The sequence below is a fragment of the Acidobacteriota bacterium genome, from assembly GCA_040754075.1.
In the GTDB taxonomy this organism is placed as follows: domain Bacteria; phylum Acidobacteriota; class Blastocatellia; order UBA7656; family UBA7656; genus JBFMDH01.
Genome location: JBFMDH010000005.1, coordinates 135240 through 153825 on the forward strand (window position 1 = coordinate 135240; position 18586 = coordinate 153825).

The window sequence follows — 18586 nt, forward strand, 5'->3', positions numbered from 1 at the left end:
TTGCCGCTTAATCATTGTTCATTTCACCGCAAATTTCAAATTCGATTCATCACCTTGGCAGGGCTTGAAAAAAGTAACGGGCACCATGCAAGTGATGCCCGTGAGGATATTCGCTGATTGAGTTTTATCAAACAGTCTGGCTTAGAGGCTCCAGCCTTTGCGATATTCGCGCTGCAAATACTGATTGGCATCGGCAATGTTGGTGACCTTTCCGGCTTCTCCATCATAGTAAATGCGTTTGCCTTGCCCTGTGCGAAGCGCGACGATGCCAAGCAACATGGTTTCCGTAAGCGGTCCCGCATAATCGAATGGCGTGGTGGCTTTGCCCTGACCTTTTGCGGCTTTCGACCAGTTCAGTTTGTGCAGCGCGTCTTTGCGTTCGTTGGTCTCAATGCGCTCATACCGCTTGGGCACTTTGAGCGCGACTTCCATCAACGATTCGGGATAGAGTTTGGGATTCTTGCCGTAGGTTTCGTGCATCAGGATGCCTTTTTCGCCGATGAAAATCACTCCGCCGCCGCGTTGCAACGGCACATTATCGGGCAAGACGTCGGGACGACCGGGCATCAGTCCGCCATCGCTCCAAGTTAGTGTGACGCCGGGTTGCGCGCCGCGCGCCGGGAATTTATAAACCACCTGAGTGGCTTGCGGGTAACTCGCAGGCTTGCCGTCCCAACCGGGTCCAAATGGCGTCGAGGTTGCTTCAATGGATGTCGGGTATTTGAGTCCTAAAGCCCAGTACGGATGATCGAGCAGATGCGCCGCCATATCACCGAGCGCGCCGGTGCCCCATTCGACCCACCCGCGCCAATTGAACGGATGATAAATCGGATGGTATTGCACATCGGGACCTGGGCCTAAATACAAATCCCAGTTCAACCCTTCGGGCACCGGATAATTTCCGGCAAAGGCAGCGGCTGAAGTTTGCCAGACGCCGCGCTGATCCCAGCTCACATTTTCAGGCGCGCCGCTTCCCCCTTTACCGGGACGCGGAATGCCTTGCGGCCAGATCGGACGATTCGTCCACACCTGCACTTCGCGCACCTGACCAATGACGCCCGCCTGAATCCATTCGTTGATGAGTCGCGCTTCTTCGCTTGAATGACCATGATTGCCCATCTGAGTGACCACTTTTTTGCGGGCAGCGGTTTCGCGAAGCACACGCGCTTCATACACTGACCAGGTTAAAGGTTTTTCAACATAGACGTGTTTGCCGAGTTCCATTGCAGCTTTGGCAATCACCGCGTGCAAGTGGTCTGGCGTTGCCACCAGCACCGCGTCAATATCTTTTTGCTCATCGAGCATCTTGCGATAATCGGTGTGACGTTTGGCTTTTGTGTAAGCTTCCTGCAATTTAATGAAATCGGGATTGGGTTTGCCATCTCGGCTTTTCGTGCGATTGGCAATTGATTTATCGACATAATTGAAATCGACATCGCAAATGGCGACGATGTTTTCACCACCGGCGACCAGTTCGGTTGCGTCAGAAGCGCCTTGCCCGCCGGTGCCGACGACAGCGATGTTGAGCCGGTCGCTCGGCGCAAGAAAACCGGTGCCGCCGAGAACGTGGCGTGGCACGACCATCAAGGAGAACGCCGCACCCGCAGTGCCTGCAACGAAATTGCGGCGCGTGATTTTGTCTTTTTTCATGTTCAATTCCTTTGTGCTGGATTAAGAGTGTCGGATTGCAAAATTTTAGTTTTTATCAGCTTTTTGCAGTTGGTAATAGTATGTCCAACGCTTGCGCTATGCAACTGATTCAGCGCATTCATCGAACGACTTTTCGCATTGACCAACGGTTTCAACCAATATTTCTCCTCAATATCCATGTCCGAATCCAGCCAGTTCTATTTTTTTTGATATGCTAATCTACGGCTTATGAAATTAGACCGTGACATCTGTTACAAAGCCGCGCTCAGTCGTGACCAGCGTTTCGACGGGCGCTTTTTCATCGGCGTCACCAGCACCGGAATCTATTGTCGTCCGATTTGTCCGGCGCGCACCCCGAAACCAACGAATATGAAATTTTTCGCCTGTGCCGCCGCCGCCGAAGAAGCCGGCTTTCGCGCCTGTCGCCGTTGTCGCCCGGAATCCGCGCCCGGTACACCCGCCTGGCTTGGCACATCGGTTACCGTAGCGCGCGCCCTCAAATTGATTTCCGAAGGCGCGCTCGATGAAACCAATCTTGAATTTTTAGCCGCCCGGCTCGGCATGGGAGAACGCCATCTGAGAAGATTATTCACCGAAGAACTCGGCGTTTCGCCATCGGTGGTGGCGCAAACCCGACGTGTGCATTTTGCCGCAAAACTTCTCGAAGAAACCCAACTGCCCATCGGCGAAGTCGCCTTCGGCGCGGGCTTTCGCAGCATCCGCCGCTTCAACGATGTGATGAAAAAATCGTTCGGCAAATCACCTTCGATGTTTCGCCGGGCGATTGATAAAACCGATTCACGAAATGAATCGGGCAAACTCAATTTGAAAATTCCTTTTCGTCATCCCTACAACTGGCAACAGGTGGTGGGTTTCCTGCAACCGCGAGCCATCACCGGTGTCGAAGTCATCACGCCCTACAGTTATCGCCGCACCTTTGCCATTCAAAATGCCTGTGGCATTTTAGAAGTGCGCCCTTCGATGAAAGAGCATTGTTTATGGCTGTCGCTTCCGGCAATCGATACGCGACTCTTGCGCGTCATCGTTGAACGAGTGCGGCGATTGTTTGATTGCAACGCCGACCCGCTGCGCATTTCAGAACATTTGAAACAGGACGCCTTGCTTGCGCCAATTATTCGCAGACATCAAGGGTTGAGAGTTCCCGGCGCGTTCGATAATTTTGAAATCGCCGTGCGCGCCATTCTCGGTCAACAAATCACCGTTGCCGGCGCAACCACCTTATCGGGGCGTCTGGTGCAAACCTTAGGCAAAAAAATTTATGACGACCGCAACGATGGACTCACCTGCCTTTTTCCAACACCCGAAGTGTTAGCCGCAAGTGACCTCACGGAAATCGGACTTCCGCAAGCGCGCGCCAAAACCATTTCCGCTTTAGCCGAAGCGGTACTCGAACGTCCGACCTTGCTTGATGGCATAGATGGGTTGGACGAAACGCTCATCGCCCTGACTGCAATCAAAGGCATCGGCGAATGGACGGCTCAATACATCGCCATGCGGGTGATGGGCGAACCCGACGCTTTTCCGGCAAGCGACCTTGCACTGAGACGCGCCGCCTCAAATAGCACGGAACCCATTTCGGCAAAGGCGCTCGCCGAACAAGCCGAAGCGTGGCGACCGTGGCGTTCATATGCGGCAATGTTTTTGTGGTCGAGTTTGAAATAGGATGGAGAACAGATGAACAACGAAAGCAAACGCTATACATTGATTGATAGTCCGGTCGGCAAAATTTTAATCGCCGGAACCTCGGAAACCTTAACCCAAGTCTGGTTTCTCGAAGGCAAACATCCGGTGAAGATTCCAACTGAATGGCAAGCGGATGATCATTTATTCAAAGAAGCCATCGCACAACTCGACGCCTATTTTGAACGCAAACTGTTTACTTTTGATTTGCCGCTCAGACTCGAAGGCACGCCGTTTCAAATCGAAGTGTGGAATGCGTTGAAAGAGATTCCTTACGGAAAAACGATTTCTTATGGCGAACTGGCGCGACGTATTGATAGACCGAAGGCGGTTCGCGCGGTCGGCGCGGCGAATGGGCAAAATCCGATTTCGATTATCGTTCCCTGCCACCGGGTCATCGGCAGCAACGGCTCGCTTACCGGTTACGGCGGCGGACTGAAAAATAAAGAAGCCTTGTTAGCTTTAGAACAAGGCAGAGTTTCGCGGCTCACATCACAAGCCTCGCTATTCGAGTAGTGGAATAATCAGCATAGAGATATTGCATACTGTGAACTTTGCGATGATCACCGAGTAACCGGTTTAAAGATTATCACGGGAAACGACTGCTGATAGTTTTCAAGTTGAATTTCCCAGCGGATGCCGCGGATTAATGCGGGTTAATGCGGATTCTATTCACACCCTTGAAATTAAATTGCTGCCTGAAGAGCGGCTGCGCGCGAAAAATCCGTCCCTATCCACTCAATCCGCCGCATCCGCTGGGAAACCGGAATTGAAACTGCCGCCCGCTGACTTTTCATTGTTCAATTCATTCCCTCCTCAATCTCTCTCAACATCGAAAAGCGCCGGTGATTGCCAGACATTCAAGCGGTTCGTTATACTGCGCTTTCAAGTAAGCGAAATTTCTTCAAACCACTTTCAGGAGGCGCAATGTTCAACAAATTTTTTTCACTTTGCATTCTATTACTGCTGAGCACAACCGCTATGGCGCAAAAAAATCCTTACGTTGGTAAATGGGACATCACCGCAACCCCGGCAAAAGGCGATAAACAGGTTTTCTGGCTCGAAATCAAGCCCGATAACACCGGCACATTTTTATATCGCTGGGGAAGCGTTTATAAACTCATATCGGTTGCCGTCGACAATGGCGAACTCACTTTCGATTCATCGCAACCCGGCATGAAACAAATTCACAAAGCGAAAATCGAAGGCGGCAAACTGGTCGGCACTTTAACGATTAGCAATACCAAAACCAATCAAACTGAAACCGTCAACTGGGTCGGCGTTCGCGCGCCGAAATGGGGCAACGCGAATGCCAATGCCAAACACAAATTCGGAAAACCCATTGAACTTTTCGATGGCAAAAGCATCGAAACGACCTGGGGCGTTGAACATCAAGGTCAGGAGTCGGGTTGGTCTGTGGTTGATGGCGTGATGACCAACAAAGCCGGAGCCAACAATCTGGTTTCAAAACAAACCTTCAAAGATTTCAAAATCGCCTGCGAATACAAACTCGAAGCAAAGAGCAACAGTGGCATTTACCTGCGCGGGCGTTATGAATTGCAGGTGCTCGATGATTACGGCAAAGAAGCGGAAAGCCACGGACATATGGGCATCTACAGTCGCATCGCGCCGATGACCAATGCCAGCAAACCCGCAGGTGAATGGCAGACTATGGAAGCCACGATTATCGGCAATCGCGTCACGGTTTTCTTAAATGGTAAAAAAGTTCATGACAATCAAGTGATTGATGGACTCACGGGCGGCGCGCTCAACGCCAATGAAGACCAACCGGGACCGATTATGTTGCAAGGCGACCACGGCAAAGTCTGGTTCAAAAAAGTCACAGTTACACCGATTATCAAGTAGGATTCAGGATTCAGGGAAAGGAAAGTATGAAGTAGGAACGATGAACGAGGAACCGAAAGCGGTTTGCAGTTGTTCATCCTTCAGCCTTCTTCAGCCTTCCGCTTTCATCGTTTCTTCTCCCCTGAATCCTGAATCCTGCATCCTGCATCCTTGAGGAATTATGAAAGCAATCGTTGTTGAACAATATGGCGGCGCGGAGGCGTTGCAGGTCAAAGAAGTTGATAAACCGACGCCGAATCAGGGCGAAGCATTGGTGAAACTCGCGGCGACGGGATTGAATTTTATTGACGTTTATCATCGCACAGGACTTTATCCGTTGCCGCTTCCCTTCACGCCGGGCAATGAAGGCGCGGGCACGGTTGAAGCCGTAGGCAGCGGCGTGACTGAAGTTGCAGTCGGCGACCGCGTGGCTTATGTTGGCGCGATGGGCGCTTATGCAGAATATACCCTCGTGCCTGCCGGTCGTTTGATTAAACTCCCCAATGCGATTGATGAACGAAGCGCCGCCGCCGCGATGTTGCAAGGTATGACCGCGCACTATCTGGTCTATTCGACGTATCAATTAAAAAGCGGCGATACGGCATTGATTCATGCGGCAGCAGGTGGCGTCGGTCTGTTGTTGATTCAAATGGCAAAACGTATCGGCGCGCGGGTGATTGGCACCTGTTCAACCCAAGCCAAAGCGCAACTCGCGCGTGAGGCAGGCGCAGACGAAATCATTCTCTATACTGAAAAAGATTTTGAAGAAGAGGTCAAACGCCTGACGAATAATCGAGGGGTGCAGGTGGTTTATGATTCGGTTGGCAAGACGACCTTTTTGAAAAGTTTGAAATGTTTAGCGCCGCGCGGCATGCTCGCATTGTTTGGACAATCGAGCGGCACGGTCGAAGCCTTCAATCCGGCATTGCTTGCGCAACAAGGTTCAATCTTTTTAACCCGACCGAGTCTGTTTCATTACGTTGCCACACGCGAAGAATTAGAGTGGCGCGCCGATGATGTGTTGAGTTGGGTGGCAGCGGGCGAATTGAAACTCAGAATCGAACAAACCTTTGCGCTCGCCGATGCCAGTGAGGCGCATCGCGCGTTGGAAGGTCGAAAGACGACCGGCAAAGTGCTGCTCATTCCGTAACAGTGAAGTTATGTTAAGATGGCAGTGCGCTCACACATAGGGAGATACGCCGTATGAGAAATATGAGAAAAGCAATCGAACCGCTCCTGACAATCGCTGACCTCGACGCCATGCCCGATGATGGCAACCGATATGAATTGATCGAAGGAGATATTTATATGTCGCGTTCCCCCACGATTTCACACCAACTTGCTTTGCAAAATTTGCAGGTGGAACTTGCTCTATTTTTGCGAAGTAATCCGCTGGGAATTTTGCTGCCCGGCATTGGCGTCATCTTCGATGATTTCAACGGGGTGATTCCCGATTTGATTTTTATCGCCAATGAAAATATTCAAGACCTCGCTTCCGGTGACCGGGTTTATGGTTCACCCGATATTGCCATCGAAATCATTTCGCCCGGCGCGGAAAATGAACGCCGCGACCGCAGCATGAAACGCAGGCTTTATAGTCTGCACAAAGTCAAAGAGTATTGGATTGTTGACCCCTACAAATACACTATCGAAGTTTACAAATTGAAAAAGCGCGGGCTTGACCTCGCCGCGACTTTCGGAATTAAAGACCAATTGACCTCTGCGGTTTTGAAAGGTTTGCGCTTGCCGGTAAAAACCATTCTCACTCGTTAAGTATGATCATCGAAACCTTGCGCCACTATTGTCTGTCATTGCCACACGCCACCGAAGGCGTACAAGGGGACAGCGATTTACTGTTTCGCCTCGGCGGAAAAATGTTTGCGGTGACCAATCTCGATGGCACGCCAACTAAAGTGTCATTCAAATGCACGCCCGAAAAATTCGATGAGTTGATTGAAAGCGCCGGCATCATTCCTGCGCCCTATCTGGCGCGCAATAAATGGGTGATGGTTGAACGCTTGAATGCGCTCAATGATAAAGAACTCAAAGCCTTAATTAAACATTCATACGATATGCTTTTTGCGAAATTGCCTAAGAAAATTAAAACCACTTTGATTACGCGATCATAGAGAAACTTTAAAGCGCAAGTTTTCAAGCTTGCGCTTTTTTTATGGAGAAAAATTTATGCAAGCACTTAAAAAGATGAGTCTCACTGAAAACGGTCTGGTTTATGTTGACAGCCAACCGGAACCGGCTATCGGACACGCTGATGTGAAGATTCGTATGCAAGCCGCTTCGATTTGCGGCACCGATCAGAGCATTTATCAAATCACTGCGCGACAAGGCATGCGCGACGAGATGTTGATTTACAATGGCGGCGATGTGAATCTCTATCAACCCATCGTTGTCGGTCATGAATTTTGCGGCGAAGTGGTTGAAGTCGGCGTTGATGTTCCTGCGGGTTTGGTACAGGTCGGCGATTATGTCACCAGTGAAATGCACATCAGTTGCGGACATTGTCAACAATGTCGCACAGGCAAACGCCATATCTGTCGCAACACCCGCGTCAAGGGCGTGCATCTTGATGGCGCGTTTGCCGAATACATCGTCGTGCCTTCGGAAAACGTCATCAACCTTGAACGCTTCGGCGGTCGCGGGGTGATTTCCCCGCGCATCGGCGCATTTCTTGATGCGCTTGGAAACGCCGTGCATACCGTGAGTGAAGGCGAAGTCGCGGGTAAAACGGTTGCCGTGCTGGGCTGTGGCGCGCAAGGACTGATGGCAACCGCAGTGGCGCGCACGCTTGGCGCTTCGCGAATTTATGTCACGGATTTTTCCAACCCCACGGGCAGTTTTGATTTGCCGACCATGGCAAAGCGCTTTGCACTGGCGAAAGAGATGGGCGCGGATTTTTGCTTCGATATGAACGAAGATGCGTCGCCCGGTCAAAAACCGGAACTCTTTGAACGCGCGCGCAGCGAACACGGCGGCGGCATCGATGTGATTTTAGAAATGAGCGGCGCGGAATCGGCATATAACGATGCCGGTGTGATTGTTAAAAACGGCGGCTTGATTGTTTTGCTGGGCATTCCTGCGCGCCCGCTTTCAAATTATGACATCGGCAAATATATCGTCTGGCGCGGCGTGACTATCAAAGGCATTTTCGGGCGACGAATGTTTGAAACCTGGTATTCGATGCTCGATTTACTGGAAACTGAAAGTTCGGGACTGAAAGCCAAAGTTGAAAAAATTATCGCCCCCGAAACTGTCGCGCTGACTAATTTTGAGCGAGGGTTTGAACTCGTGCGCACCCACAAATCGGTCAAACAACTGCTCGTTCTGGATGATAAAACGGTCATTTAACCATTGAAGGAGCAAGTCAAATGGCTTGCTCCTTTTCTTCGTAACAATCAGCGCTTTTTACCTGTTGAACTCAGCTTTTTTCTCGCCTCTAGCACACCTCAATGACATCAATAATATTGATGCCAAAGCCGCAAAGCATCACCGATTCCGTCGATTTACCCGTTTTGTTTCTGATAGTTACAGTTGATTTTCAACACTTACGGGAAGTCGGGTTTTGTAAGAAATTCGCAAGAAGTCCTGATAAGCTTTGCAATTTTAAAAGTAAGGTCAGGCAAAGCGACCCGAGAAGCGGTTTTGCGCCGGTGGGGAGGGTAGACAAGGATTTTTCGGGTGATATACTGTGGCTTCGTTTGACCCCACAGATGTATTAGGACAACAAAAACGAAAGATTAGTCAACGGAAGCGCACGGCTCGGATGTCTGGCAGGTGTAAAAGTCCGGTGCGATTCCGGTCTTGGTTGATTCCAGGTCGTGCAAGGCATTAACCAAATTTCAGGAAAGTGCATGAATCAAATAACCAACACTGGTTTTAACAAAACCCTCTCTACTTTTTCAATTCTAGCCCTCTTATCAGGAGGTTCATTAATCACCACAGGTCTTTCGACCGCCCATGCAGAAGGTAAAAAAAATTCGGCACAGGTTGCCAAAGTGGCTGTACCGGCTCAGGTAGAAATCGAAGATGAAGAGACCATGGAACTACCGGGCATTTTTAAAACCCTGCCCGCCGAAGGCGCTGAATCCACCCAAAAGCAGACTTCACATCATCTTGCTAAACGTCAATCCGACGCGCAGTTTTCAGCCGACTTAAATAAAGTGGCATGGCTTGCGCCAAAACGTCTGGAAAAGAAAGAAGAGAGTAACTCACTTCCAAGACGCGCCGATAAACGCGAAAATGATTTAATTATCGCCAACAAGCCCGAAGCCAAAACCATCATTATCCCTAAAACGATTACCAGCAAAGAAGCAGGCGAATTTCATGCGACCGCTTATTGTTTGAAAGGTCGCACCGCCACAGGCGAATATGTTCGCAGAGGCATTGTCGCCGCCGACCCCAAAATTTTACCGCTTGGCACCCTGGTACACATCGAAGCCGGTAAATATTCCGGCGTGTATAAAGTCGCTGATACAGGTGGGGCAATCCGTGGTCGCCGCATCGATATTTATGTTCCGTCTTATTCGGAAGCCGTGTCATTCGGCAGAAAGAAAATCAAAATCAAAGTTCTCGGTCGTTAAGCTGCGCCAGCTGGCGAAAAAATATCCCGCCATCGAAGGGCTTCGATGGCGGGATATTTTTTTGTTGCCTGGTGGTCTGGAACCCCTGAACCGGTAAATAAAAAAGGCTGGATGCAAATCCAGCCCTTTTTACATCGAGTTCTTTCGCAACTACCAACGTGGTTCGCGATTAAATCCACCGCGACCGCCGCCGCCGCCGTTACCACGTCCGCCACGACCACCGCCGAATCCACCGCCACGATTACCGCCGAATCCGCGACCGCCGCCACCGCTACGTTCCTGACGGGGACGCGCTTCGTTGACATTGATGTTGCGCCCATTGAATTCATACCCGTTGAACTGCTCAATCGCTTTGTTGCCTGCATCATCACTCATTTCAACAAACGCGAAACCCCTTGAACGACCGGTTTCTCTGTCGGTCACAATTGATGCCGATTCAACCTGCCCGACCTGAGAAAATAGATTCAACAGTTCATCTTCTGTCGTCTGATACGACAGATTGCCTACAAATATTTTCATACTGACTCTCTCCTGAATGTCTATACAGACTAGCTAGGGGAACTCGGTTTAGCTATCCGGCGGGAAAAATGAGTCGTGGACTCCGATACACTTCCGAACAGGGAAAACGTGCTCCAAACACCAAACACTCACAGCAGCCTGAACGCGCTGCCAACACGAACCCATTTAGGCTAGCAGTACAACTTAATTTTGTCGAGGCTTATGTTTCGCGAGAAGGCGAAATGTCCGACAGGCAAAACTCTCACTTTATCGTCAGCAAAATTTCCGACGCCCCATCAGCCACGCGATTGCCGGTAAAATCTTCGGCAATGATTTTTAAAATATAATTACCCGGCGCAATCAATGATGTGCGAAGCCATCCCGGCTGCGCCTGCCCATCACGAACCCGATTGGTCACCAGGTATTTGAATTTTGTTGGCGTTCCATAGGCGCTCACCCCGCTGCCTTCAGCATAAGCAAGCTTTACGGCATCCATTGCCGCAGGCAGACGATTGAATTCGATATTAATCAGCGGCTGTTCAAAACCTTTCACTGGCGCGCGCGTGTCGGTCAACAACTGATAACCCACGCGATAGAGTCCCAGTTTGCGGCTCGCGCCATTGCCATCGATGCGATCATAAGCGGTCACCTGAATCGCCACATCGCCGGTGATAACCAAACGCCCCTGCGATTTTTCTTTAAACGGTTTGCCATCAGGCGAAGTGATTTCAATGCCATTTGGTTCAATAACGGGCGCAACCGTGTCTTTGAAATTTGCAAAGGGAAAAGCGATGGCGTTGGCTTCACCATTGCGCGGGCCGACATTCATGTGAACATGATTCAAGCGATTCAAGGTGCCGATAAAATCGCCAACGCGAAATCGCGTGCCGCGCCTGACGCGCACACCGATTAACTTACTACCTGAATCAAGCGATAGATTTTTACTCGTATCGAATCGCGGTTTGAATTTAGCATCTAAAATTTCGTCTTTTGCAGTTCGCCCAATGCGAATGTGTATGTAGCTGATCAAACCGACGCGCAAGCCTTCACCGGTATCATTAAAGCCCCAGTTGGCAATCGGCGCAGTCACTTTTTCATCCATCACCGACAAACAGTTGTCGCCCATTTTACCGACCACGTCGAGTCCGCTATGAAAATGATCGCGCGCTTCACCGTTGAACCAGCCGCGCACTTCCCCGACCACACCGGCAAACTCATGCCACTCGCTTTGCGGACTGAGCGGATAAGGAAACGGCGAAGCGATGTTCAATACTTCTTTATCAATTCTCGGAATCGCCGTTTCAATCTGTTGCGAGTTGCCATTCGCTTCGTTGTTTATTGCCGGTTGAATAAACGGCGCATCTGCGCGATCTGAATTTTGCGCAATTGAATTATTAGTTCCCGGCGCGACTTTGCGAATTAAAAAATTATTGCTGTCGGCGACGAACAGATTTCCTTCGCGATCAAGCGCAATCCCCGAAATGCCGTTGAACTTTGCCTGTTCGCCGATGCCTTCATTAAAGCCCGAGGTGAATCCCGCATAAATCGTTAATGAGCTTTCGGGAGACAAGCGATAAACGCGACCGTTGCCGCTGCTTGCGATAAATAGAAATCCGTCGTGAGTTAAAGCGAGTCCGACAGGTTGGCGAATCGGCTTATCGGCATTCGCTTCATCATTATTTTGCAAGCCGCCCGCAATCGTCGTTACTTCACCCTGTTTACTGATTTTCCTGATGGCGTCGTTGCCGGTGTCGGCGACAAAAATATTGCCGAGTTTATCGACGGCAATGCCGCCTGGCGTATCAAACATCGCGCTTTGCGCTTCGCCGTCCTGATAACCGGCAGCGCCCGTTCCGGCAAGTGTCGTCACTTCCCCGTCTTTAGAAATTTTTCTAATCCGGTCGTTATAGGTGTCCGCGACATACACAACGCCCTCTTCATCAACCGCTACGCCGATGGGCGAATCAAACTCGGCTTCGCTTGCGCTGCCATCTTTGAAGCCGGTGTTTCCGGTTCCTGCAAGCGTCGTAACCTGACCTTTTTTATCGAGTTTGCGAAGTCGATTGTTCGAGGTATCGGCAATGATGAGATTGCCATTGTTATCAAAGGCAATCGCCGAGGGCGTGTTGAATTTCGCTTGACCAGCCGAACCGTCATTAAATCCTTCATCAAAACCGGCAACGGTTTCGACATTGCCTTGCGCGTTGATGCGACGAATACAGTTGCACTGACCGGCGTCTGCAACGTAGATATTGCCATCATCGTCAACCGCGATGCCGAACGGGTCACTAAACGCCGCCTGTCGCGCCTGTCCATTTTCAACGCCCGTGTAACCGGCTCCCGCAAGTGTCAACACCTGTCCGATTGCCTGGGGGTTTGTCGGAACTTGCTTTTTAAAAACCAACCGATAGACGGCAAAAGCAGCAGCGAGAATGAAAATAAAAACCAGAAGAAAAACTATTTTTCGCGCAGGTGATGAAGATTTCCAGATTGGCATAGATTGAATTTATCGGGACAAAAAATCTCTATTAAGAAACGCGAAAAAGTTTTTCATATTTTATCCGCCAAGCCAACTGTAAAAGCTGAAAAAAAGTGAGCCGCAAATTTTTCAACTTGCGACTCGTTTGAGGGTGGTTGAATTGAGCACAGCTCGTTCTTCGAGATTAATCGAGAGTTTGCCAATAAGCGATTTACCAGAGAGAACCTGTCTCTGCCAATCTCATAAGGTTCAATTTAGCAGTTCTTTGTCGGGCTGTTGATGCTTAGCCTCGCAGAAACCTCAGTCGACGATCACCGCCAATAGCTTCTCGTCATAATAGATGCGCGCCGGCAGGCGCACTTTACCGTTCAGCGCATAAAACTCTTTGAGGTGCGCAGAGGGCGCGATATTTCTTTCAACAGCCGGCCAATACTTATCGCCGGATTGAATAGCCAGCACGTCAACTTGCGTGTTGTCGCTTCCGACAAACGAGAGTTTTTGCGGAGAAAAGGTCGTAAATCCCGTCCCTGTATTTTCCACTTGCGCCTCCACAGAGCCATTGCCGAGTTTCATGAAACTACCTCTAAACTCCGCAAAGGTGAACTTCAACGATCCAACAACAAGTGGCATACGCTCTAGCTCTGAGGTGCGAATGCGAATGGGCTGCTGAGCGGCAGATGATGTAACCAACGCTACAAACAGGACGAGAATGCCCGCAGTCAGTGATTGTCTACGCAGGTTTCGCCGTCTCTGCTTGAGGCAGTCATCAGCGCGCCGGTTTATGGGCATTGTCGAGTTATGCAATTTCATGCAACGACCTCCTTGCCGCAGAACTTACTGCGGTTATTCATCAAACAATCCATCTATCACAAACAGTCCTTCATGCGCTGCGCTGCCTTCGCCAACCGTGCCGCGCAGCAGCAGCGAGCCGGTGTCGCTGAGCTTGAGCGGCGAAAAATCGCGCACGACCTGTCCATCGGTTGTGGCGTCACCTTCAACCAACACCAGTTCGGTCTCAAAAACATCCGGTTTCCCAATGGTGACTTTACGAGTCCAGAGCCATAACGCTGAGCGGCTTCCACTGAGCTTGACGATAGATACAATCCCGGACGGGTAGCGCTGTGTACTGTCAGCAAAGGGGAAAACCGCATTAGACACAGGAGGGCTAAAGCTTTGCATCGTTTCGCCGGGCAGACCGGGAGCCGCATCACCCGCGGCAGCAATGACAGATGCACCGCCAAGCACATTGCGCACGGCAATCGCACTTATCCCTCCTTTGAGGACAACCGATGCGATTGAGACCTGAAAAGTTATCGCCGGTGGAGTTAAGATTTGCTTTATTCTAGGAAATCCTTCGATCTTTCCTTTTGTCCTGAAGTTACTGCCGGAAATAATGTTGCCAGCAATCAGAATCACATCCTTGTAGTTCTTGCCATTGGTGAGATCGTGCATATCGGCTACTGCACACACAGCCTCACCGCCCGACTGAGAAATTACGAAGTCTTTCACTTCAGCATTGCCCAATACATCGCCAGTAGTTACTTCTATCGGTGACACCGCATCGGAAGTTACGACGATTGATTTGCTGCCTTCTTCCATCAGCGCAAGGAAGGTTAGAAAGTAACCACCTCCTCGATCTCCTCTCTCAGCAATGAGGGTCGGTTGGGCAAAGGACTTGTAGGTAAATCCTCGCGGAGACTTGCCGCCTGCAAGCGCAATCACCTGTATTCCATCAGGCTTCAACAGGAATAATCCTTCTGATGCAGATTGACCCTCTAACTCGGCTCGAAACAGTAGAAGAGCGAAATCTGCGTTGTGGAAGCCATAGAATGATCTATCAATCTCATCGAACTTCTTGTATGTGCTTCCATCCGGCGCTTGGTCTCCTGATCGCAAAAGCACCTGAACCGTGTCACCTGATTTGAGCAGAATCGCGCTGCTTGCCGATGAATCTGACAGCATTGCGCTGAAAGCCACGTCGCCGGAATTATCCACGGCGGCAGAGATGATCTTCGAGTAGGTTCCGCCGACCTCGGCAGGCGCGGGGTCAGACTCTAACGCGATTAAATGCGCGTTGTTGGCGGCAGTTGTTGCAGAAGCGTTCCTGGTTGCTGGCGCAATGATGGCTGTAGTCATGGCAATTACTCCTAATGTCAAAAAGATGTTCCTCGATTTGCCGCAAGCCCCGGCAAATACTCGACGCCATCTTCGCGTCATCATATCGCCTGCGGCTCGTCGGGTTTCTGTTTCTCTATTGCTTGAGATCATCGGACGCACACCTCCTTTCGTCCTTGTCGGTAGCCGAATCGAAGGGGCATTTAGTGTACCGTCTTCAAGCGGCTTGTGAGTTGAGGAAGAACTGCTTGATTAAAGTCGGCGCTCTCTAATCAAGGTTCTATAGACCTCATGAAAAAGAATTTCTGAGAATCACTTGAAAGTAAGGATGCAATCGGGGTATCTCCATAGTTTCACTTTATCCAAAAACCAAAGGAGATTCCCCGATGTTACCCTTTCGTCTTACCATATCTACGCCGCTTTGCAAAGAGATGGAGCAGGCTTTGCAGTCCGCTCAACGCCGTGGCGACCTTCGCCTCGTCAAACGCCTACTCGCCATCTTCGCTCTACGCGATTCCCATTCTCCCGAACACCTCGCCGACTTACTCAAAGTTTCCGTCGCTGCCGTCCTTGATTGGGCCAAGAACTTTCTCTGCTACAACCTCAAGGGCTTGCAAGAGAAAAAAGCTCCCGGGCGACCTGCAAAACTGACGAAATCCCAAAAGCGTCAACTCGCCGCCTTGATTGATTCAGGACCAAGCGCCTGCGGCTTCTCGGCGGCTTGTTGGCGTTCACCGATGATTCAACATCTGATTCACCAAACCTTTGGCGTCTTTTACTCGGTCTTCTACATCGCGCAGTTGCTCAAAAGTCTCGGCTTCTCCTATCAAAAAGCCAAATTTGTCGCCCACCACCTCGACCAGGACAAGCGCCAACTCTGGCAACAAAAGACCTTACAGGAGGCTATCGAACTGGCGCGCCAACAAAATGCTTATCTGTTGTTTGGCGATGAAGCGAGCTTTCCACAATGGGGGACGCTCTCCTACACTTGGTCACGACGCGGGCAACAACCCGAAGTCAAAACCTCTGGCAAAAGAAAAGCCTACAAAGTCTTCGGCTTGATTGACTATTTCACCGGCAAGTTGTTTTCTCAAGCGACCCAAGAGCGTCTGACCTCGGCAAGTTATGAAGCCTTTCTGACGCAGGTACTGGCACAAAGCAACCGCCCAATCGTCTTGATTCAAGATGGGGCGCGCTATCACACCTCAAAGGCGATGCAAGCATTCTTTGGCAAACACGCCGACCGCTTAACGGTCTTTCAACTACCGAGTTACTCGCCAGACTTCAACCCCATTGAAAAGCTGTGGAAAAAAATCAAAGAGCAAGAAACCCACCTACATTACTTTGCGACCTTTGAGTCGTTAAAAGAAAAGGTCGAACAAGCATTGGTAAAATTTGCCAATGCCCCCAAAGAGATTTTGGCCTTATTCGGCTTTGCCGCCTAAGGCTTTAGCTTTACAATCCTATTTCTCAAAAAACATTTTCTTAAAAGCTATAGTTCAAGGAGCCGTGGCGGTGATGGCGGCTTTCGCCAGTGCCGCCTTTCAGCGCAAGCGCAGCCCCGGCGGCAGCCGTTCCAATTGCGGCATGGCGAACAAACTTCCGCCGAGAGAGTCTTGGCTTTCTCTTGCTGTTGTGTGATTCCATCATTTCGTCATCGTCCTTGATGACTATTTGCTCATCATGATAAGTTGACATTGAGACAAATCTCCTTTCTTCTGCCTCTCCCGAGGTGGGACAGGGGAAGTTCAAGGGCAGGTGTTCGAGCATCTGCCCTCTACTGTTTCATAATTACCCGGAAAGTCCGAGTTGTGGATATTGTTGATGGTGTGGAGTTCTGGTCCCCTTCTATAACTCCTTGCTCGTCCTGGCTGCTATTCGCTAGATTCCCATCTCTGTACGCTAGCAACAGTATTGGAAATAAATAGCATGACCACGCCACGGGTGATTACTCCAGGTTTTTTGAGTGCTTTTTTAGTTGTATTGATTCTCAAACCCCAAAGTAACTTATGTTGTAGACCATATATTAGGGGGGGGGGGGAATGTCAAGAGAGCGGGTTAATATTTTTTTACCTTTTCAAGAGCATACTGAGAAATCAGAGGAAAGGCAGTGGAAATGGGTAAATTGTCATTACTATAACCAAATAATCTTATTCCTCTAACCTCTTCAATGAGCAGTGGAATCTACTCGAATCGAGGTTATCACCTCCGTCTCTGCGCAGTCGCAAACAAACCAAGTGCCCGAAGAACCGTGCGAAGTTAATTTCTCAACCCGCTGTAAAACTTTTTTAACACGCGGCAACTCCGCATCGCGTTTGAATTTGTGCAACCTGAGTCCCGCATTCAATCCCGTTTGAATGATGTCAGCAAACGAAAACTGCGGCATCGCTCCAAGTTTTCCTTGAACGAATGCCGCAGCCAATTTCGTGTAGTAGCGGTCTTCCTGCATGGTAATTTCAACAAAGAGCTAGACCAATCATTTTGCTTTCGCAAAATTCGGGCAGGTACAAAACCTGCCCTTACAATTTCACGCTAATCATCACGCTTCACTTCTTCATTGATTCAATCAAGATGGCGGCGACTTCGGGACGCGAAAATTCTTTCGGCGGCATTTCGCCTTGTGAGAGCGTCTCGCGCACTTTCGTACCCGAAAGCGCGACGTGCTGGCTTGAATCATGCGGGCAGGTCTTGTTCGATGCCATGCCTTCACACACCCGGCAGAAAAAGGTGTGGTCAAAAAACATCGGTGTGATACCTAAAGCTTCGGCGTCGAATTCATTAAAAATATAGTGCGCGTCATAAGTGCCGTAATAATTGCCCACACCCGCGTGGTCGCGCCCGACGATGAAATGCGTGCAGCCATAATTTTTTCTGATAATCGCGTGAAACACCGCTTCGCGTGGTCCCGCATAACGCATCGCCGCAGGATTGACAGATAACATCGTGCGGGTTTTCGGAAAATAATTCTGCAACATCGCTTCGTAACAATTCATGCGCACGTCCGCAGGAATGTCATCGGATTTGGTTTCGCCGACAATCGGATGCAACAGGAGTCCATCGACCACTTCGAGCGCGCATTTAATGATGTATTCGTGGGCGCGATGAATCGGGTTGCGGGTTTGAAAAGCGACGACGCGATGCCAGCCTTTTTTGGTAAACGCTTCGCGGGTCTCGGCAGGATCGAGGCGATAGGCGGGGAAACTCACATTGCGCGGGCGGTTCAGCAAACTGATTTTTCCGCCAAGCAGCCAGTCGCCCTGCGCGTAAAGCGCCGCCACGCCGGGATGCGCGGTTTCAGTTGTGAGATAGACGCGCTCGGCTTCGCGCTGTTTGTCGTAGCGGTATTTTTGTTCGAGGTGCAATACGCCAAGCAGATGGTCATCACTGTAGAGCGCCAGGTCTTCGCCTTCTTTTATTTTATTTGCGAAATCATCATCGGTTGAAAGCGTCACGGGAAGGGTCCACGGCAATCCCGATGCCAGATGTTTATTGCCGCGAACCGCGCTGTAATCGTCTTCGCACATAAACCCTTCGAGCGGCGAAAACGCGCCATTGGCAATCATTTCGAGGTCAGAAACTTCGCGGGGTTTTAAATTGATTTTCGGCATCGCGGGGGTGCGCTCCAGAAGGGTTTCGCGGGCAATGCCTGTGAGTTCGCGATTGATTAAACGTCCGCCGTGCGCCGGTATGGTTTCCATGTCTT

At 50.2% G+C, this 18586-nt stretch carries 17 protein-coding genes; 9 read left to right on the top strand and 8 right to left on the bottom strand.

The genetic code is table 11. The features are described from left to right. Nucleotides 1-141: 141 nt before the first annotated feature. Nucleotides 142-1650 (bottom strand): Gfo/Idh/MocA family oxidoreductase, encoded by a 1509-nt coding sequence (locus tag AB1757_07485; GenBank protein ID MEW6126866.1) that lies wholly within the window; start codon nucleotides 1648-1650, stop codon nucleotides 142-144. Nucleotides 1651-1878: 228 nt separating this feature from the next. Between AB1757_07485 and AB1757_07490 the strand changes: the two genes are divergently transcribed. The 8 genes from AB1757_07490 to AB1757_07525 all read left to right on the top strand — a co-directional run bounded on the left by AB1757_07490 (nucleotide 1879) and on the right by AB1757_07525 (nucleotide 9791). Then, nucleotides 1879-3333, top strand: coding sequence for an AlkA N-terminal domain-containing protein (locus AB1757_07490; GenBank protein MEW6126867.1), 1455 nt, complete (start codon nucleotides 1879-1881; stop codon nucleotides 3331-3333). A gap of 12 nt (nucleotides 3334-3345) precedes the next feature. Next, nucleotides 3346-3867: a methylated-DNA--[protein]-cysteine S-methyltransferase gene (locus tag AB1757_07495; protein ID MEW6126868.1), complete on the top strand. Its 522-nt coding sequence runs from the start codon at nucleotides 3346-3348 to the stop codon at nucleotides 3865-3867. A 411-nt stretch (nucleotides 3868-4278) separates the two neighbouring features. After that, complete coding sequence (locus AB1757_07500) at nucleotides 4279-5217, top strand: DUF1080 domain-containing protein (GenBank protein MEW6126869.1); 939 nt, start codon at nucleotides 4279-4281, stop codon at nucleotides 5215-5217. A 160-nt stretch (nucleotides 5218-5377) separates the two neighbouring features. Beyond that, complete coding sequence (locus AB1757_07505; GenBank protein MEW6126870.1) at nucleotides 5378-6346, top strand: quinone oxidoreductase; 969 nt, start codon at nucleotides 5378-5380, stop codon at nucleotides 6344-6346. 53 nt (nucleotides 6347-6399) lie between these two features. Next, nucleotides 6400-6969, top strand: coding sequence for a Uma2 family endonuclease (locus tag AB1757_07510; GenBank protein ID MEW6126871.1), 570 nt, complete (start codon nucleotides 6400-6402; stop codon nucleotides 6967-6969). 2 nt (nucleotides 6970-6971) lie between these two features. Continuing rightward, nucleotides 6972-7325: an MmcQ/YjbR family DNA-binding protein gene (locus tag AB1757_07515; GenBank protein ID MEW6126872.1), complete on the top strand. Its 354-nt coding sequence runs from the start codon at nucleotides 6972-6974 to the stop codon at nucleotides 7323-7325. Nucleotides 7326-7380: 55 nt separating this feature from the next. Continuing rightward, nucleotides 7381-8559 carry an alcohol dehydrogenase catalytic domain-containing protein gene (locus AB1757_07520; GenBank protein MEW6126873.1) on the top strand — a complete coding sequence of 393 codons (1179 nt, stop codon included), beginning with the start codon at nucleotides 7381-7383 and terminating at the stop codon, nucleotides 8557-8559. 503 nt (nucleotides 8560-9062) lie between these two features. Next, complete coding sequence (locus AB1757_07525) at nucleotides 9063-9791, top strand: 3D domain-containing protein (GenBank protein ID MEW6126874.1); 729 nt, start codon at nucleotides 9063-9065, stop codon at nucleotides 9789-9791. A gap of 150 nt (nucleotides 9792-9941) precedes the next feature. On the opposite strand, the gene AB1757_07530 is transcribed toward AB1757_07525, so the two are convergent. The 4 genes from AB1757_07530 to AB1757_07545 form a co-directional block, all read right to left on the bottom strand. Continuing rightward, entirely contained in the window at nucleotides 9942-10310 is a 369-nt protein-coding gene (locus AB1757_07530; protein ID MEW6126875.1) for an RNA-binding protein, read from the bottom strand. Between the two features lie 241 nt (nucleotides 10311-10551). Beyond that, nucleotides 10552-12786, bottom strand: coding sequence for an NHL repeat-containing protein (locus AB1757_07535; protein ID MEW6126876.1), 2235 nt, complete (start codon nucleotides 12784-12786; stop codon nucleotides 10552-10554). 282 nt (nucleotides 12787-13068) lie between these two features. Continuing rightward, complete coding sequence (locus AB1757_07540) at nucleotides 13069-13578, bottom strand: hypothetical protein (GenBank protein MEW6126877.1); 510 nt, start codon at nucleotides 13576-13578, stop codon at nucleotides 13069-13071. A 33-nt stretch (nucleotides 13579-13611) separates the two neighbouring features. Continuing rightward, complete coding sequence (locus tag AB1757_07545) at nucleotides 13612-14904, bottom strand: hypothetical protein (protein ID MEW6126878.1); 1293 nt, start codon at nucleotides 14902-14904, stop codon at nucleotides 13612-13614. Nucleotides 14905-15269: 365 nt separating this feature from the next. Between AB1757_07545 and AB1757_07550 the strand changes: the two genes are divergently transcribed. Further along, nucleotides 15270-16328, top strand: a complete 1059-nt coding sequence (locus tag AB1757_07550; protein MEW6126879.1) for an IS630 family transposase — start codon at nucleotides 15270-15272, stop codon at nucleotides 16326-16328. Between the two features lie 40 nt (nucleotides 16329-16368). Here AB1757_07550 and AB1757_07555 read toward each other — a convergent pair whose 3' ends face one another. The 3 genes from AB1757_07555 to sat form a co-directional block, all read right to left on the bottom strand. Continuing rightward, entirely contained in the window at nucleotides 16369-16581 is a 213-nt protein-coding gene (locus AB1757_07555; GenBank protein ID MEW6126880.1) for a twin-arginine translocation signal domain-containing protein, read from the bottom strand. Between the two features lie 469 nt (nucleotides 16582-17050). Further along, nucleotides 17051-17332 (bottom strand): hypothetical protein, encoded by a 282-nt coding sequence (locus tag AB1757_07560; protein MEW6126881.1) that lies wholly within the window; start codon nucleotides 17330-17332, stop codon nucleotides 17051-17053. A gap of 97 nt (nucleotides 17333-17429) precedes the next feature. Continuing rightward, on the bottom strand, nucleotides 17430-18581 hold the full coding sequence (gene sat, locus AB1757_07565; protein ID MEW6126882.1) for a sulfate adenylyltransferase: 1152 nt from the start codon (nucleotides 18579-18581) through the stop codon (nucleotides 17430-17432). Between the last annotated feature and the right edge of the window lie 5 nt (nucleotides 18582-18586).

Excerpts from the sequence above, each read along its gene's own strand:
- AB1757_07485 (MEW6126866.1), bottom strand. The coding sequence starts at position 1,650 with ATGAAAAAAGACAAAATCACGCGCCGCAATTTCGTTGCAGGCACTGCG.
- AB1757_07490 (MEW6126867.1), top strand. The coding sequence starts at position 1,879 with ATGAAATTAGACCGTGACATCTGTTACAAAGCCGCGCTCAGTCGTGAC.
- AB1757_07495 (MEW6126868.1), top strand. The coding sequence starts at position 3,346 with ATGAACAACGAAAGCAAACGCTATACATTGATTGATAGTCCGGTCGGC.
- AB1757_07500 (MEW6126869.1), top strand. The coding sequence starts at position 4,279 with ATGTTCAACAAATTTTTTTCACTTTGCATTCTATTACTGCTGAGCACA.
- AB1757_07505 (MEW6126870.1), top strand. The coding sequence starts at position 5,378 with ATGAAAGCAATCGTTGTTGAACAATATGGCGGCGCGGAGGCGTTGCAG.
- AB1757_07510 (MEW6126871.1), top strand. The coding sequence starts at position 6,400 with ATGAGAAATATGAGAAAAGCAATCGAACCGCTCCTGACAATCGCTGAC.
- AB1757_07515 (MEW6126872.1), top strand. The coding sequence starts at position 6,972 with ATGATCATCGAAACCTTGCGCCACTATTGTCTGTCATTGCCACACGCC.
- AB1757_07520 (MEW6126873.1), top strand. The coding sequence starts at position 7,381 with ATGCAAGCACTTAAAAAGATGAGTCTCACTGAAAACGGTCTGGTTTAT.
- AB1757_07525 (MEW6126874.1), top strand. The coding sequence starts at position 9,063 with ATGAATCAAATAACCAACACTGGTTTTAACAAAACCCTCTCTACTTTT.
- AB1757_07530 (MEW6126875.1), bottom strand. The coding sequence starts at position 10,310 with ATGAAAATATTTGTAGGCAATCTGTCGTATCAGACGACAGAAGATGAA.
- AB1757_07535 (MEW6126876.1), bottom strand. The coding sequence starts at position 12,786 with ATGCCAATCTGGAAATCTTCATCACCTGCGCGAAAAATAGTTTTTCTT.
- AB1757_07540 (MEW6126877.1), bottom strand. The coding sequence starts at position 13,578 with ATGAAATTGCATAACTCGACAATGCCCATAAACCGGCGCGCTGATGAC.
- AB1757_07545 (MEW6126878.1), bottom strand. The coding sequence starts at position 14,904 with ATGACTACAGCCATCATTGCGCCAGCAACCAGGAACGCTTCTGCAACA.
- AB1757_07550 (MEW6126879.1), top strand. The coding sequence starts at position 15,270 with ATGTTACCCTTTCGTCTTACCATATCTACGCCGCTTTGCAAAGAGATG.
- AB1757_07555 (MEW6126880.1), bottom strand. The coding sequence starts at position 16,581 with ATGTCAACTTATCATGATGAGCAAATAGTCATCAAGGACGATGACGAA.
- AB1757_07560 (MEW6126881.1), bottom strand. The coding sequence starts at position 17,332 with ATGCAGGAAGACCGCTACTACACGAAATTGGCTGCGGCATTCGTTCAA.
- sat (MEW6126882.1), bottom strand. The coding sequence starts at position 18,581 with ATGGAAACCATACCGGCGCACGGCGGACGTTTAATCAATCGCGAACTC.